The sequence below is a fragment of the Cellulophaga algicola DSM 14237 genome (assembly GCF_000186265.1).
GTDB classification, from domain to species: Bacteria; Bacteroidota; Bacteroidia; order Flavobacteriales; family Flavobacteriaceae; genus Cellulophaga; species Cellulophaga algicola.
Window position 1 is genome coordinate 3,513,628 of record NC_014934.1, and the last position, 14,009, is coordinate 3,527,636.

Below are 14,009 nucleotides of genomic sequence, written 5' to 3' on the forward strand. Positions count from 1 at the left end.
AGTTTATTTTTTTAGGGTGAAGAAAAAAGTTGTTCCAACCCCAATTTCGCTTTCTAGCCATACCTGACCTTCGTATAAGTCAATAATTTTTTTCACAATAGAAAGTCCAATTCCCGTAGAGCGTTCCTTATTACCAACAGATTGAAATATTTTAAATATTTTTTCATGGTATTCTTTTGGGATACCTACACCATTATCTTTTATGCTAAATTGCCAATGAGTTTTTGTTTCTATGCAGCCAATTTCTACTAAGCCATTTTCTCGTTCTATATGGACAACAGCATTACTTAAAAAGTTCTGGATTAATTGATGAATTTTAGTTCTATCGGCAAAAATTGTAGGTAGTTTATTGGTAACCACAATTTTTACATGGTCTGGTGTATATATAATATCTGTAATTTCTTTGATTACTTCATTAACATCTACAGACGTATTTTCAATTGTATCATTATTAATTGTAGAATACTTTAAAATCCCGTCAATTAGGTTATCCATAGCTTCTACTTTTTCCTGCATCATGGCTAAATTATACTTTCCGTTGTCGTCTAATTTATCTTGGTAATCTTCATTTAACCAGGTGCATAAAGCGCTAATACTCCGTAAAGGCGATTTTAAATCATGAGAAACAATGTGTGCATATTCTTGTAAACCTACATTACTTTTTTCTAGCTCTTTTACAAGGGTTTCTTTCTGTAATTCTAGTTGTTTTTGTACCGTAATGTCTAAATGGATTCCTAAAGAGCCAATTACTTTACCAGAATCACTGTAGCGAGGAGCACCACTAATAAACCAATGTCTAGTTGAGCCATCTTTCTGTATAACTTCTACTTCATAAGAATCAGATTCTCCTTTAAGTCTTTTTTTACTTTTAGCAGGCATAGTACCTGTATTGGTTATTTTTATAAGATCTGTAGCTTTTTTACCTAATAATTCTTTTTCAGTATAGCCACTCATGGTACAGAAGCTTTGATTTACGGTCTGAATAACCTCATGAATATTTACTTCTAATAGGCCAAGGTTCATATTTGCAATGATGCTACTGTATTTTTCTTTTTGAACTTCTAGATTACGCTTGTAATTTCTAGAAATAGTAACATCTGTATAGGTCCATAAATGCCCATTATAAACACCTTTATTAAATATAGGTATGTAATCTCTTTCTAGGATTCTACCATCTGCCATTTCTAGCTCATCAGAAAGTGTTAAGGTTTTGTTTTGTATTATTTTATCTATTCTTTCTAATTCAAAATCTGGATTTTTAAAAAGCCCTTTATGATCCTTCATTGCACTAAAACAATCTACTCCAACAAGTCTATGAGGAGGAATATCAACATCAAAAAAGTTGCAAAGCATTTTATTAGCAAGTACAATATTTCTATGCTCATCTTCTACCAAAATTCCGGTATGTAAATTTGCAATTAACGAGGATAACCTATTTTCTGAGGCTTTTAATTGCTCTTCTGCTTCTAGTTCTTTGGTGATATCTTCAATGATAGCCACCTTGTAATCTATTTCTCCAATTTGATTTTTAACCGCACTAACGGCTGTTTTTGTATGTACTTTTTTGCCATCTTTTTTAACAAATGTTTTTATTACAGAGAAATTATCTAATTCCCCCATATCCATTTTTTTCATTAAGTTTTTAGCTTCAGATACATTTTTAGGGCAGGAAATAGAGTCTAAAGAATGTTTCTTTATTTCGGTATTAGAATAACCTAAAAGAGTTAAAACAGCTTCATTTGCTTTAATAATACGTTCATTGTCTGTTAGAATAATCCCTAAAGGAGAATTTTCTACGATGATGTCTAATTGTTTTTTTTGATTGGCTAAAAGTTCTTTAACTTCAGAATCTTGACTAATATCTCTAATGATACCTTGAGCTCCAATGGGTTTTCTATCTCTATCATAGATGATACTACCGTTGACCTCGACATGTTTAATAGCACCATTTTTCAATACAAATTTAGGGCGGTAATTTTTTATGGTACCAACCTCTATGAGAGATTTAAGGGAATTGTATGTGTATTCAATATAATCTTTATGAATATAGGAACTCAACGATACTTTTTCATCAGGGTCGCACTCTAGAAATTCTCTAGCGGCTTTATTCATTTTTATAATTTCACCAGAAAGATCCATAACAACATATGGGTCTACGATGTTTACAAAAATTTCATTTAGTTCTGATGATTTTTCAGAGAGCATATCTTCTAAACGATCATTAACTTCTTGTAAATGGCGCGTAGTATCATACAGCTCTTTAGATTTAGCTTCTAAAATGCTTTCTGCTTGTTTACGAGCTTTTACTTGCCGATCAAGAGCGCGTTTTAATAAAGAGACTTCTTTGTTATCCATTTTGGATAATATCAAATTTCACTTCAGTACCGTCTTCTTTCAATAGCTCGTAGGTTATTGTTGCTGTACCATTAAAATGTTCAAATGTTTTTTCAATTAAACCATGTGCTAATCGGTATAACCCTCGGGAGGAGCAATAAACCATGGTAATTGAGTTTTCTGTTTTATCCAGAATTTTAAAAGTAGGAAGTTCTGCTTCTGGATATAGTTTTTTTACATGCACATGAATATGATCTTCAATAGCATAAAGAAGGCTAATAGGGTTGGTGTAGTTTTCAATAACTTCTGGATGTGCACTCCCTAGTCCATTAAAGAGGTAGAGTCCAAAGGCATAAATAAGATCGCCCATGGGGGCCTTAACTTCGTCACTAAGACTGGTAATTAAGCTTACCATTTCATTAAAACTATAGGTACCTACAGACGTATAAATACCTTCTGAGGGTAAGTTAGAATTTTCTATAATGGTGTCAACGACTTCTAAGCCGAACTTTAATTCTACCATTTCTAAAAATTCTGTAAAGACAACACCTTTCATATCTGAATATTAATTTCATTCTAAAAGTAGGAAAATTAGTACTTTTTATGAAAAAAATGTTGTGAAACAGCAAAAACCTTATGCCTTAACAAGCTCATTCGTTTGCCAGTACTCAAAAACAGTTTTTAATTTTGTTTCGTAATCTTCATATTTTAAAGGTTTTATAACATAACCAGCCACCCCTATTCTGTAACATTCTAATAAATCTGCTCTATTTTCAGATGTGGTTAATATAATAGTAGGTAAGTACTTGTATTTTGGGTCTGCTTTTATAATTTCAAGAAATTCAATTCCGCTCATTCTTGGCATATTCAAATCTAACAGAATAATATCTGGTAGTTTTGAGCTTGATTTTAAAATATCTAAAGCTTGTTCGCCATTCTTAGCCTCAATTATATTATGTTTTAATTGTAGTTTAGAAACTGTTCTTTGTAGTTTCATTGTTTCAATCGTGTCGTCTTCAATAAATAATACGTCCATAGCTTTATAAATTAGACTGCAAATATTTCATTTTATATCGTATTAAAATTCATCAAGTAGATGAATAACTAATAAGTATCGGTGAGTGGTAATTCTATATAGACTAACATATTTCTATAGGGTGTAAGTGACTGTAAATTAAAGAGAACCCTCAATTGTGTAGTGCTATTTTTTACAATTTCACAAAGAGATAGCAATTGTTCTTAGCTGTTCTAAAAAAAAGCACTAAATTAATCCTCTTAAAATTACATCAGTTTGAATCCATACTACGTTTTAGGCATCATTGCTATTTACTTTATTATTTTAATGGTTATTTCTCATTTTACCTCTAAAAATGGTAGTGATGAGTCTTATTTTACGGGAGACCGTCAATCGCCTTGGTTTTTAGTTGCCTTTGGTATGGTAGGAGCAGGGCTCTCTGGAGTCACCTTTGTATCACTCCCAGGAATGGTGGGGAATAATAATTTCTATTTCTATCAATTTATATTAGGGAATGTAGTAGGGTATTTATTTATCACATTTGTATTAATTCCACTTTACTTTAAACTCCAATTGGTTTCTATTTATGGGTATTTAAAAGAGCGGTTTGGCGTAAATTCCTATAAAACAGGCTCTCTATTTTTTTTAATATCACAATCGTTTGGGGCAGCCTTAAGGTTATTATTAGCTTCTAAAATATTGCAGTTTGCTCTTTTTGATGCCTTGAATGTCCCATTTTTTATCACCGTTATTATCATTCTTTTATTGGTGTGGTTGTACACCAATAAGTCTGGAATAAAGACGATTGTTTGGACAGATACCTTACAAACCACCTTTTTAATTTTAGGAGCAGTCATATCAATCTATGCAATTACCACTTCCTTAAATTTAAATTTTAGTACTGCTATTACTGCAGTTACGGAGCATACCTATTTTGATATTTTTAATTGGGATGGCGCTTCTGGAAACAATTTCTACAAGCAGTTTATTGCAGGTATTTTAGTAGCTATTGCTATGATAGGTTTAGACCAGAATATGATGCAAAAAACCTTAACCTGTAAAAATCAATGGGATGCTCAGAAGAACACACTTACCTATAGTCTAATATTGGCAGCAACGCAGTTTCTATTTTTAGGGCTTGGCGTTTTGTTATACATCTATGCCGAGAAAAACGGAATTTCACTTCCTGTAAATGATAAAGGAGAATTAATTCATACAGATACGCTATTCCCTAATTTAGCATTAAATCATTTAGGAGCTTTTGCAGCCATATTTTTCTTATTAGGGATTATAGCAGCCTCTTTCTCTAGTGTAGATTCTTCCTTAACAGCCCTAACGACTTCTTTTACCTATGATTTTTTAGATATTTCAGAAAAGTCTGGGAAACAACGAAAAAGTTTAAAGAATAAAGTGTTACTAGGTTTTTCTGTTATCATATTTACCATCATTATGCTTTTCGCAAATAGCAAAGGCGATGTAATATCTCTAATCTTTAAAGTTGCAGGGTATACTTACGGACCGTTGTTAGGTTTATTTCTGTTAGGAATGTTTACTAAAATTACACTTAAAGATAAATGGGTTCCTGTTGTTTGTCTTTTGGCACCTTTTGTAACCTACGGGTTGAGTGAAGTATTAATAGCAAAATTTAAGTTCGATTTTGGTTTTGTGAACATCGCCGTAAATGCAGGTTTAACCATTTTAGGCTTGTTGCTTTTGCGAAAAAAGTAAGCTTAACATTTTCATAGGATTACGATAGAAGTAGGCTGATTGTTATTCCTTAGTATTGTGATTGATTTAAAATATATATGATGAAACTAGTAAATTTTTTACTTACCATTTTTTGCTTTTCTGCTATGGGTTACGGACAAGTGACTTCTATCATGAGTTATAATATCCGTTTAGATGTAGCCTCAGATGGAGAAAACGCATGGCCCTTGCGAAAGGATTTTGTTATAGATCAGTTAAAATTTTACAGTCCAGATATTTTTGGTATTCAAGAAGGTACACCGCAGCAGACAGCTTACTTAGCAGCACAATTAAAAGACTATAAATTTATAGGCGTAGGAAGAGATGGGGGAGATAAAGGAGAATACTCTGCTATTTTTTATAATTCATCGCAATTTACGGTAGCAGAAGAAAATACTTTTTGGCTTTCAGAAACCCCCACAGAAGTTTCTATGGGTTGGGATGCTGCTTGTAATAGAGTGTGTACGTACGGTTTGTTTACCAACAAGGATACAAAAGAAAAGTTTTGGGTATTTAATACGCACTTAGACCATAAAGGGGCTAGAGCTAGAGCCCAAGGGGTGCAGTTAATTTTGAATAAAATAAAGGAAGTAAACACAAAAGACTATCCTGTAGTCTTAACAGGAGATTTTAATCTAGAACCCACAGATGAAGTTATAGCGACAGTAAAAAATGTGTTGATCGATGCTAAGGAAGTGGCGCACTTGACTTTTGGACCGGAAGGTACCTTTAATGCGTTTAAGTTCACGACCGCTGTAAAAAGAAGGATAGACTATATATTTATCGCCCCAAATCAGGTTAACGTTACTAAATACGCGGTGTTGAGCGATTCTAAAGACTTAAAGTATCCTTCAGATCATTTACCGGTGTATATAGAATTTGAAATTAAAAGAAGGTAAATCGTATTTTTTTTTTAAACCCTAATGCATTCATAATTAAGTTTTTGCAAACTTAAAATTAACATTCTTAAAATTACTTAAAATTTAATTGCAAATTATTTATTGAAAACAGTATATTTGCAGCCTCTAAGAATTAAATTTAATTCTTTCAGTGTAGGTGGCATAGCTCAGCTGGATAGAGCACCTGCCTTCTAAGCAGGCGGTCGAAGGTTCGAATCCTTCTGCCATCACATCAAAAGTCTCTGAATTTTCAGAGACTTTTTTTGTTTCTATACTTTCGTATATCCTTTATTCGTGAATACGCACTCCATAGCTATAGAAAATTTACGTGTATTTCGTCGTAAATTAGAAAAATTATACGATCAGTTTACCGATTTATCTTATTTTTAGCTGTTCAGTAGTGGGGAGCCCTTGGTATTGGTATTTTAAAAAGTAGCATTTCTGTTATCTTATTATATAAATAGCCAATACAATTACGTTATCCTTCTATAGTTAAACAGTACAAGCACCAGTAACCTATGGCTTTTCTAGCAAAACTCTTTATCAACGGAGAACAACGTAATGTTCTCAATGGCACTTATGTATACCATCAACTTCTTGATGCTAGGGGAAAGCCTAAAGCAAAGGTAGAAGGCGGACAATTAAACTTTGTGGTAGAATCTACCGGAGATGATGCTTTGTTTCATTTATGGATGTTAGATGATTACCAAATGTATGATGGGTATATCCGTTTCTTTAAAAGAGATGGGTTGAGTAAATTGTTTGATTTTGAATTCGCCAATTGCTATTGTGTAGGATTGCGAGAGCAATTTAGCGCTACGGGTCACGATCCGCTTAAAATGGAACTCACCATTACTCCAGGCATACAACGTGTGCGCGATGTAATTTTTGAGAAAGTCTGGAACCCTAGTAATCCTTTTGCGGAGGCTCCGGTTGTTAAAGAAGATTTAGAACCAAAAATTTTATCTTGTAGGTATACTGACACAGAAGGTGATGTAGTAGAAGAACTATATGAAGACACGCTAATTTTAGAGGTAAGAACAGAAAATTGCATAGGTAAACTAGTAGATATAGATTTATCTGATGATGATTATGACTTTAAGTATAATGGAGTACATCTGGATAATGATATTTTAGAAGATCTATTGATTACATCAAACCTCCAAAAAGTAGAATTAGAAATTTTCGAAGAAGAAGATTAATCCTCGTAAAAACGTAACAAATGGCAACGGTAAGATTACAAGAAAATACAGCACAACAGGCAACAGCGGAAGCGCCACCTGAGGGGAGGAAATCAATTTCAGAAATGATTTTTATACCTGCTATTTCTGAAGATTTAGAGGATGGTAGTGAAAGAAGTTCTCAGGAAGTTTGGGTTTTGGATGCAAAAAGATATAAGGCTTTTAAAGAAGAAGCAGATAAATATGATGAAGCCGCAAAACAATTAGAAGAAGCAAAAATAAACTTAGGTAAAGCTAAAGATGAACCTAGTGTAGCATCAGCTACATCAGAGTTAGAAACCGCACAAACAAGAATGCGTGAAGTTTTAGCAAAAGGTATGGGTCTAAGTGATACAACCTTAACCCCTGTGCCCCAAGGTTCACATGAGAAATTAATAGAGTGCTATGGTTATGTAAATAAACGCACGTTTTATGTTTCTGCCCATGATATAAAAAAAGTATCTGATACAAAAACGAAGGGTAATCGAAAATTTCGTTTTCCAGTAAGTTTCTTTGAACCAACAGGTAAAAATAAATATACGTTTAAGATTGATAATTATATCACTGACAGCACAGATGGGAAAGCAGATGATAATAATAGAGAGGTAAATGATGCAAAGGATGAAGAGGCCGGTAAGGATAAAAAAAATGTAATTACAAGAGCTTATGACGGGTTAAAGGCTGACTTGAACAAAGAGTGGAAATTATTAGATAATTCTGGTCAACTTAAATCAAAACATCTGGTAAAAGTTATTGCACCAAGTATTGCTTCGTTTTTAACTGATGAGAATTATGATATTGTTGATGCTAAAATTAAAATGTTTAATGAAGCAGCGAATTTTTCTTTCCAAGAATATGAAAAAAAACAAAAGGAAATTATTAAGTTTTTAAGTTATGGAATAAAAGAAGAAGTTTCAAAAGATAAAGTAGAAGATAAAAAGGAAAAAGAAGAACCAGAAGAGTTTACTCATTTTCATTGGGGGAAAATACAGCTATTGGTGCATGAAATATGGAGAGATTCAGATTCCGAATTTCCTTCTGAATTTAAGAATAAATATCCAAGAATTCCTTTAAAACAAGATACCAGAAAAGCTATCATAGATTACATAGAAAAAGAGCCATTGCCAGAAGCTACATATGATTATGGTGGAGGGGCTCAATTTATGCGTTATACAGCGAATGTAGGGGGTAAAGTTAATTTCGATTTTTCTAAGGGTATTGCAAATGCTTCTTTTGGAGCAAGTACTCAATTTTCATTAGCACAGGCGGGAGCAGAATTTAACAGGTATTTTCCAGACAATAAAGGTACAAGTCTTGAGTTTAGAGCTACCGTATTTGAAGAATGTTTTGAACCTAAATTATTGGGTACTGGAGATAACCTTTTTCAGGATACGGCTCCTATGTATGCACACAATTCATCTTTTCCCATGCCATTGGCGTTATTAAACACAACAAGGCAGCTGAGTAATATAAAAAACGATAGCAGAGGTTTTAAAGATTTAACTTCAGAAATTGTAATACAAGTAGCAGGGCATGCAGATACTACCGGCGGAAATTCCTATAATCAAAATATGGGCTATCGTCGGGCAAATGGTGTACATGCATTTTTTACCAACAATAACGTTCAATGGTTAGAATTTTTTAAACGAGGTATTTGGAAAGATGAAGAGCGAGATTTAATGGAGCTAACAATCTATATGCTAAAGAATCATAATTCTGCAGCTTTTGATAAAGTGATGAATACTAAAATAACGGATGAAGGAGACTTTACGTCGAATATTTTAGAAAAAATGATGACAGCAATTTTTGATTACGACTATCCCCCTGAAAATATAAGATCAGCAAATCTAAGTAGTCAAATTAAAGGTCGTGTTCTTCTAGAAAATTTTAAGATTGGAGGAAGTCTAGGTATTAAGAAATCTGATGAAGCCTTAATAGAAGAGTATAACCAATTGCTGAAAAAACATCTCTTAAGACAAGTAACAGATATTTCTGAGAAAGATTTTAGACGTTTTTATATAGATACAGAAATGCATCCTATACTAACTTATGGTGAGGAAATATTAAAAATACCTCTACAGGGTCGTGTTGCTGCGAACCGAACGGTTACACTAAACATGTGGGGTGTAGTTAGAGATAAACAGGAAGTTGAAAGAGATATTAAGTTTGGTGCCGCACGTATAAAGATACACGGTCAAGTGAGTGGGTTTGTAGGGGCTAACATTGCGCTATCTGGTGCTGTAGAATTAAATACGTATAAAGGCGTAACGCAATTAGTGGCGAAACAAAAAGAGTCAGACGTTGTTGCGAAATATGAAGGGGATCAAATAGTACCTGCAGATGATATTCATAAAAATAATCCTACGTCTACAGTAGAAGCATTTGATCCCAACCTAACCTTTAGTGGTGAGGCCTTTGTAGGAGCAAAAGCAGAGGCATCCTTGAGTGCAGCGCTAGAATGGCAAAATCCAGAAAAAGGACCAAATTTTGGTTTATTAGCTAGCATTGGAGGTTTAGTTTCAGGATCTGCTGGCGCAGGTATTGAAGGTGAGTTCAAAATTGGTTTTGATCAAGAATCTAAAACATTTCAAATAAAAATGAAAGCCAGTGTTACTTGGGGTTTAGGTGGTGGTGGGGCATGGTCTTTAAGTATTGGTGTAGAACAGCTTTATGATTTTATTATATTAGTGTATAATAAATTAGAAGAAAACGATTTTAATTTTGTAGCAATTTTTGAAAAAGCTACTGATACTAAAGGAGTGCCTACGGAATCTAGGACAGATGTATTTAAAGTATACGAAGCATGGATGCACCAGTTATGGAATGATAAAGAATATGGTAAAGCTGGTGCAGCCGCACTTGTAGGAGCTGGTGCAGTTATAGCCTTTTCATTATTAGAAGATATTGATGATCTTCTTAGAAAATTTAAAGAGTACAAAAGAGATCAAAAAGCGACTAAAAATTTAGTAAATAATGTATTTCTTGATGAAAAGTATAAAACACTTAGGTTTGCACCACCACGTGTAAAGGGTCGTATGCTATACCAAATAATAGAACACAAATTTTGGGATGGAGCTGATATCTTGGATGGCGATTTGTATAAAAACTGTGAACAAGCAGCAATTATTATTATAAAAACAGTTAATCACGGACGAGAGTGGCAAGAAATTATAGAACATTTAGCAATAAAAGATCCTGACGGCAAAGAGTATAGAGTATATGACGAAACTGCTAAAAAAGATGATCCAGGGAATTTTTTACGTCCACAAGAGGGGTCACAGTTTTTAAGGAAATTATTAAATGATATTGAAGATTGGAATACTGTTTGCAATCACGTAAACAAATTACCACATTTAGGAGAAGCATGGAAATTAGAACCAAAAAATGAAAAACCTTATGTCCCCTATAGACCCTATTAGAAAAATTAGCAGTGTATTATTTATAGGTTTCGCGTTAAGCTGTAATTCACAAAAAAGCGCAACACCAGAGCAAGAGCAAATATTAGAAGATGTAAAAGCTAATTTTGTTTTTGTAGAAGGGGGCACGTTTATTATGGGGAATAATGATTACCATTATACTACGCTGGAGCATCAAGTTACTTTAGATAGTTACTCTATAAGTAAATATGAAACAACTTTAAAAGAGTTTGATTTATATACGGAGTTGAATAATTTAGAACTTATTTATCCTGATTATAGAAATCAAGAAGATATGGGCCCAGATTACGGTGCTATTGGCATGAATTGGTACCAAGCACAATCTTATTGTCAATGGTTAGGGGAACAGCTTAATTTACCTATAGATTTACCAACAGAAGCCCAATGGGAATATGCAGCACGTAGCCGTGGGCTAGATGTAGAGCATGCAACCAATAGCGGAAAAATTGAAGGAAGTTTTACAGAGAAAAGAAACTATCCTGTTTATGATACAATTGTAGGAGCTTACCCGCCAAACCCTTTAGGTATATATGATATGTCTGGAGGTAGACCGGAATGGACTAATGATTGGCTAGTAGGTTATAGTAAAGACACCTTGGTAAACCCAAGGTATGATACCATACATAATTATGAAGAGAAAATGGTCAGAGGCTGGCATAAATTAAGGTATTCAGTATATAGTAGGGGAGGCTCTAGAGAACCAAATAATGATGGTTCGGGGGTAGGTTTTCGTTGTGTATGCAATCAAAAAACTGAAATAGAGTAATGTATGTAAAATTGTCTTTAATCTTATGTTGCGTATTAACGCAAAGTTGTAATTCACAAAAAAAAGTAACCCCAGAACAGGAACAAATTTTAGAAGCGGCAAAAGCAAATTTTGTATTTGTAGAAGGAGGTACGTTTACAATGGGTAAAAATGGAGTTTCAATTGCGTATGAACATGAGGTTACATTAGACAGTTACTCGATAAGTAAGTACGAAACAACTTGGGAGGAATTTGATTTGTATCATATTATGAATGATTTAGAAATAATTAACTCACATCATCGAGGTAAAATAAAAGATTATGGGCCTAAATATGCAGCTAAAAAAAACACATGGTTTTTAGCAAAATCGTATTGTCAATGGTTAGGGGAACAACTTAATTTACCTATAGATTTACCGACGGAGGCCCAGTGGGAATATGCAGCACGTAGTCGTGGGTTAAATGTAGAGCATGCCACGGATAGTGGTATTATTGAAGTAGGTGAAGATGATAATTACGGGACGGATACACCTGTTGGCACCTATCCTCCAAACCCCGTAGGCATTTATGATATGTCTGGAGATAGAGCTGAATGGACCAATGATTGGTTAGCATTATATTCAAAAGAACCTGTTGTAAATCCTAGGTTTGATAGTATAGTTTCTGGTACTGTAAAAGTAATCCGTGGTTTTCACTCTTTAAGTAATTCTGTGTACATACGTAGCTCTAGAGAGCCTGAGCAAGATGGTTTTGGCGGAGGTTTCCGTTGTGTTTGCAACCAAAAAACTCCTATAGAGTAATGCGTGTAAAATTGTTTTTACTCTTATGTTGCGTATTAACGCAAAGCTGCAATTCACAAAAAAGCGCAACACCAGAGCAAGAGCAAATATTAGAAGATGTAAAAGCTAATTTTGTTTTTGTAGAAGGGGGCACGTTTATTATGGGGAATAATGATTACCATTATACTACGCTGGAGCATCAAGTTACTTTAGATAGTTACTCTATAAGTAAATATGAAACAACTTTAAAAGAGTTTGATTTATATACGGAGTTAAATAATTTAGAACTTATTAATCATGATTATAGAAATCAAGAAGATATGGGCCCAGATTACGGTGCTATTGGCATGAATTGGTACCAAGCACAATCTTATTGTCAATGGTTAGGGGAACAGCTTAATTTACCTATAGATTTACCGACGGAGGCTCAGTGGGAATATGCAGCACGTAGTCGTGGCTTAAATGTTGAGCATGCTACGGATAGTGGAAAAATTGAAGGAGGTGTAAATGATAATTATGGAGTAGACACTAAAGTTGGAATTTATCCGCCAAATCCTTTAGGTATTTATGATATGTCTGGAGGAAGACCTGAATGGACTAATGATTGGTTAGCATTATATTCAAAAGAACCTGTTGTAAATCCTAGGTTTGATAGTATAGTTTCTGGTACTGTAAAAGTAATCCGTGGTTTTCATAAATTAAGTAATTCTGTGTATATACGTAGCTCTAGAGAACCTGAGCAAGATGGTTTTGGCGGAGGTTTTCGTTGTGTTTGCAATCAAAAAACTGAAATAGAGTAATGTATGTAAAATTCTTTTTAGTGTTATGTTGTGTATTGGTTCAAAGCTGTAATTCACAAAAGACACCTGCTAGCGCGAGCGTAACGCTATTGCCGGCTTTATTTTCATAATTTGCGCTCAGTGTAGCTTTTTCTTAATTCTGTTTGTTTTGCTATGTAGAAGGATAAATAATGAAAAATTTGATAACGATTTTTGTAATTATAAATACTTTACTTAGTCGTAAAGAGAATATAAAGCAACATGCAAATAATGAAGAGTTAGAAATAGAATAGTTAGAAATTAAGGAAGAAATTATTTTAAACGATACAATTAGTACATGTATTTCTGATAAGAAAGATTTTAAATTATTTGATAAGCTAACTAAGGATGGAAAAATAGATGTCTTGGATATCTCGGGATCGCAATTTTATTATGCCTCGAGAAAAAAAGATGTTTACTCTTTACTTAATGGAGAAAACATTAAGTGTGTTGCATTTGCAAGTAGTAGTAAATATTTGTTCAGTAAAATTTTTTATAGAAAGGATTTAGAGTCATCTGAGGTATTCTCCAAAATAAATAAATTAGAAGAAACTGATGAAAATTATAATAAGTATCATGGCTATTTTAAAAGAGGATTAGTTTTTTCTTTAGACTCAAGAGAGAACACGCTAACACTCATAACCTTTAATATTTTCGCTGATAATAGTTTGCCCAAAAAAGTAAGGACATTTTTTAAGCAGAACGAAAATGCTTTTGAAAAAGTTTTTATGACTACCGGAATTGGTACTGTTGAAATTCTTGTGGAGTAAGGATTATAAGTCTAAATTGCTACTGCAATTATCAAGATATTACTCCTCCGCTAGCGTGAGCGTCATGCTCGTGCCCGCATTATTTTCATGTTTTGTGCTCAGTGTAGCTTTTTTTGACTTTGTTCGTGTAATTCGATATATTTTGTGGAACAGATGCGGGGTTATTCCCATTTCAATAAGTAAAAACAGAAAACATTATAGAATATTCTCACTAGTATGTTATTCAGATAGTTAATATTTGTCTTA

Annotated in this window: 11 protein-coding genes and 1 tRNA gene; 9 read left to right on the top strand and 3 right to left on the bottom strand. The window is 33.6% G+C overall.

What is annotated here, in order from left to right; genetic code table 11:
• Positions 1-3: 3 nt before the first annotated feature.
• From CELAL_RS15310 to CELAL_RS15320, 3 genes are all read right to left on the bottom strand, one after another.
• Complete coding sequence (locus tag CELAL_RS15310; RefSeq protein WP_013551800.1) at positions 4-2,355, bottom strand: PAS domain-containing sensor histidine kinase; 2,352 nt, start codon at positions 2,353-2,355, stop codon at positions 4-6.
• Positions 2,348-2,890 (bottom strand): heme NO-binding domain-containing protein, encoded by a 543-nt coding sequence (locus tag CELAL_RS15315; RefSeq protein ID WP_013551801.1) that lies wholly within the window; start codon positions 2,888-2,890, stop codon positions 2,348-2,350. The genes CELAL_RS15310 and CELAL_RS15315 overlap by 8 nt, the downstream gene beginning before the upstream one ends.
• A gap of 78 nt (positions 2,891-2,968) precedes the next feature.
• Complete coding sequence (locus tag CELAL_RS15320; RefSeq protein ID WP_013551802.1) at positions 2,969-3,370, bottom strand: response regulator; 402 nt, start codon at positions 3,368-3,370, stop codon at positions 2,969-2,971.
• Positions 3,371-3,625: 255 nt separating this feature from the next.
• Here CELAL_RS15320 and CELAL_RS15325 point away from each other — a divergent pair, with 255 nt between their 5' ends.
• From CELAL_RS15325 to CELAL_RS15365, 9 genes are all read left to right on the top strand, one after another.
• The gene (locus CELAL_RS15325; RefSeq protein ID WP_013551803.1) at positions 3,626-5,077 is read left to right on the top strand and encodes a sodium:solute symporter; all 1,452 of its coding nucleotides are present in this window, start codon (positions 3,626-3,628) and stop codon (positions 5,075-5,077) included.
• A 77-nt stretch (positions 5,078-5,154) separates the two neighbouring features.
• Positions 5,155-5,994, top strand: coding sequence for an endonuclease/exonuclease/phosphatase family protein (locus CELAL_RS15330; RefSeq protein ID WP_013551804.1), 840 nt, complete (start codon positions 5,155-5,157; stop codon positions 5,992-5,994).
• Positions 5,995-6,150: 156 nt separating this feature from the next.
• Positions 6,151-6,224: transfer RNA gene (locus CELAL_RS15335), tRNA-Arg, on the top strand.
• A 288-nt stretch (positions 6,225-6,512) separates the two neighbouring features.
• Positions 6,513-7,196 carry a type VI secretion system tube protein TssD gene (tssD, locus tag CELAL_RS21585; RefSeq protein WP_013551805.1) on the top strand — a complete coding sequence of 228 codons (684 nt, stop codon included), beginning with the start codon at positions 6,513-6,515 and terminating at the stop codon, positions 7,194-7,196.
• Positions 7,197-7,216: 20 nt separating this feature from the next.
• Positions 7,217-10,633 carry an OmpA family protein gene (locus CELAL_RS15345; RefSeq protein WP_013551806.1) on the top strand — a complete coding sequence of 1,139 codons (3,417 nt, stop codon included), beginning with the start codon at positions 7,217-7,219 and terminating at the stop codon, positions 10,631-10,633.
• Positions 10,611-11,417 carry a formylglycine-generating enzyme family protein gene (locus tag CELAL_RS15350; RefSeq protein ID WP_013551807.1) on the top strand — a complete coding sequence of 269 codons (807 nt, stop codon included), beginning with the start codon at positions 10,611-10,613 and terminating at the stop codon, positions 11,415-11,417. The genes CELAL_RS15345 and CELAL_RS15350 overlap by 23 nt, the downstream gene beginning before the upstream one ends.
• Positions 11,417-12,196: a formylglycine-generating enzyme family protein gene (locus tag CELAL_RS15355; protein ID WP_013551808.1), complete on the top strand. Its 780-nt coding sequence runs from the start codon at positions 11,417-11,419 to the stop codon at positions 12,194-12,196. Before CELAL_RS15350 ends, CELAL_RS15355 begins: the two co-directional genes overlap by 1 nt.
• Complete coding sequence (locus CELAL_RS15360; protein WP_013551809.1) at positions 12,196-12,975, top strand: formylglycine-generating enzyme family protein; 780 nt, start codon at positions 12,196-12,198, stop codon at positions 12,973-12,975. The genes CELAL_RS15355 and CELAL_RS15360 overlap by 1 nt, the downstream gene beginning before the upstream one ends.
• Positions 12,976-13,358: 383 nt before the next feature.
• Positions 13,359-13,763 carry a hypothetical protein gene (locus CELAL_RS15365; protein WP_013551811.1) on the top strand — a complete coding sequence of 135 codons (405 nt, stop codon included), beginning with the start codon at positions 13,359-13,361 and terminating at the stop codon, positions 13,761-13,763.
• The last annotated feature ends 246 nt before the right edge of the window (positions 13,764-14,009 follow it).

Bases quoted from the DNA above. Each gene is read 5' to 3' on its own strand.
- CELAL_RS15310 (WP_013551800.1), bottom strand. From the start codon at position 2,355: ATGGATAACAAAGAAGTCTCTTTATTAAAACGCGCTCTTGATCGGCAA.
- CELAL_RS15315 (WP_013551801.1), bottom strand. From the start codon at position 2,890: ATGAAAGGTGTTGTCTTTACAGAATTTTTAGAAATGGTAGAATTAAAG.
- CELAL_RS15320 (WP_013551802.1), bottom strand. From the start codon at position 3,370: ATGGACGTATTATTTATTGAAGACGACACGATTGAAACAATGAAACTA.
- CELAL_RS15330 (WP_013551804.1), top strand. From the start codon at position 5,155: ATGATGAAACTAGTAAATTTTTTACTTACCATTTTTTGCTTTTCTGCT.
- tssD (WP_013551805.1), top strand. From the start codon at position 6,513: ATGGCTTTTCTAGCAAAACTCTTTATCAACGGAGAACAACGTAATGTT.
- CELAL_RS15345 (WP_013551806.1), top strand. From the start codon at position 7,217: ATGGCAACGGTAAGATTACAAGAAAATACAGCACAACAGGCAACAGCG.
- CELAL_RS15350 (WP_013551807.1), top strand. From the start codon at position 10,611: ATGTCCCCTATAGACCCTATTAGAAAAATTAGCAGTGTATTATTTATA.
- CELAL_RS15355 (WP_013551808.1), top strand. From the start codon at position 11,417: ATGTATGTAAAATTGTCTTTAATCTTATGTTGCGTATTAACGCAAAGT.
- CELAL_RS15360 (WP_013551809.1), top strand. From the start codon at position 12,196: ATGCGTGTAAAATTGTTTTTACTCTTATGTTGCGTATTAACGCAAAGC.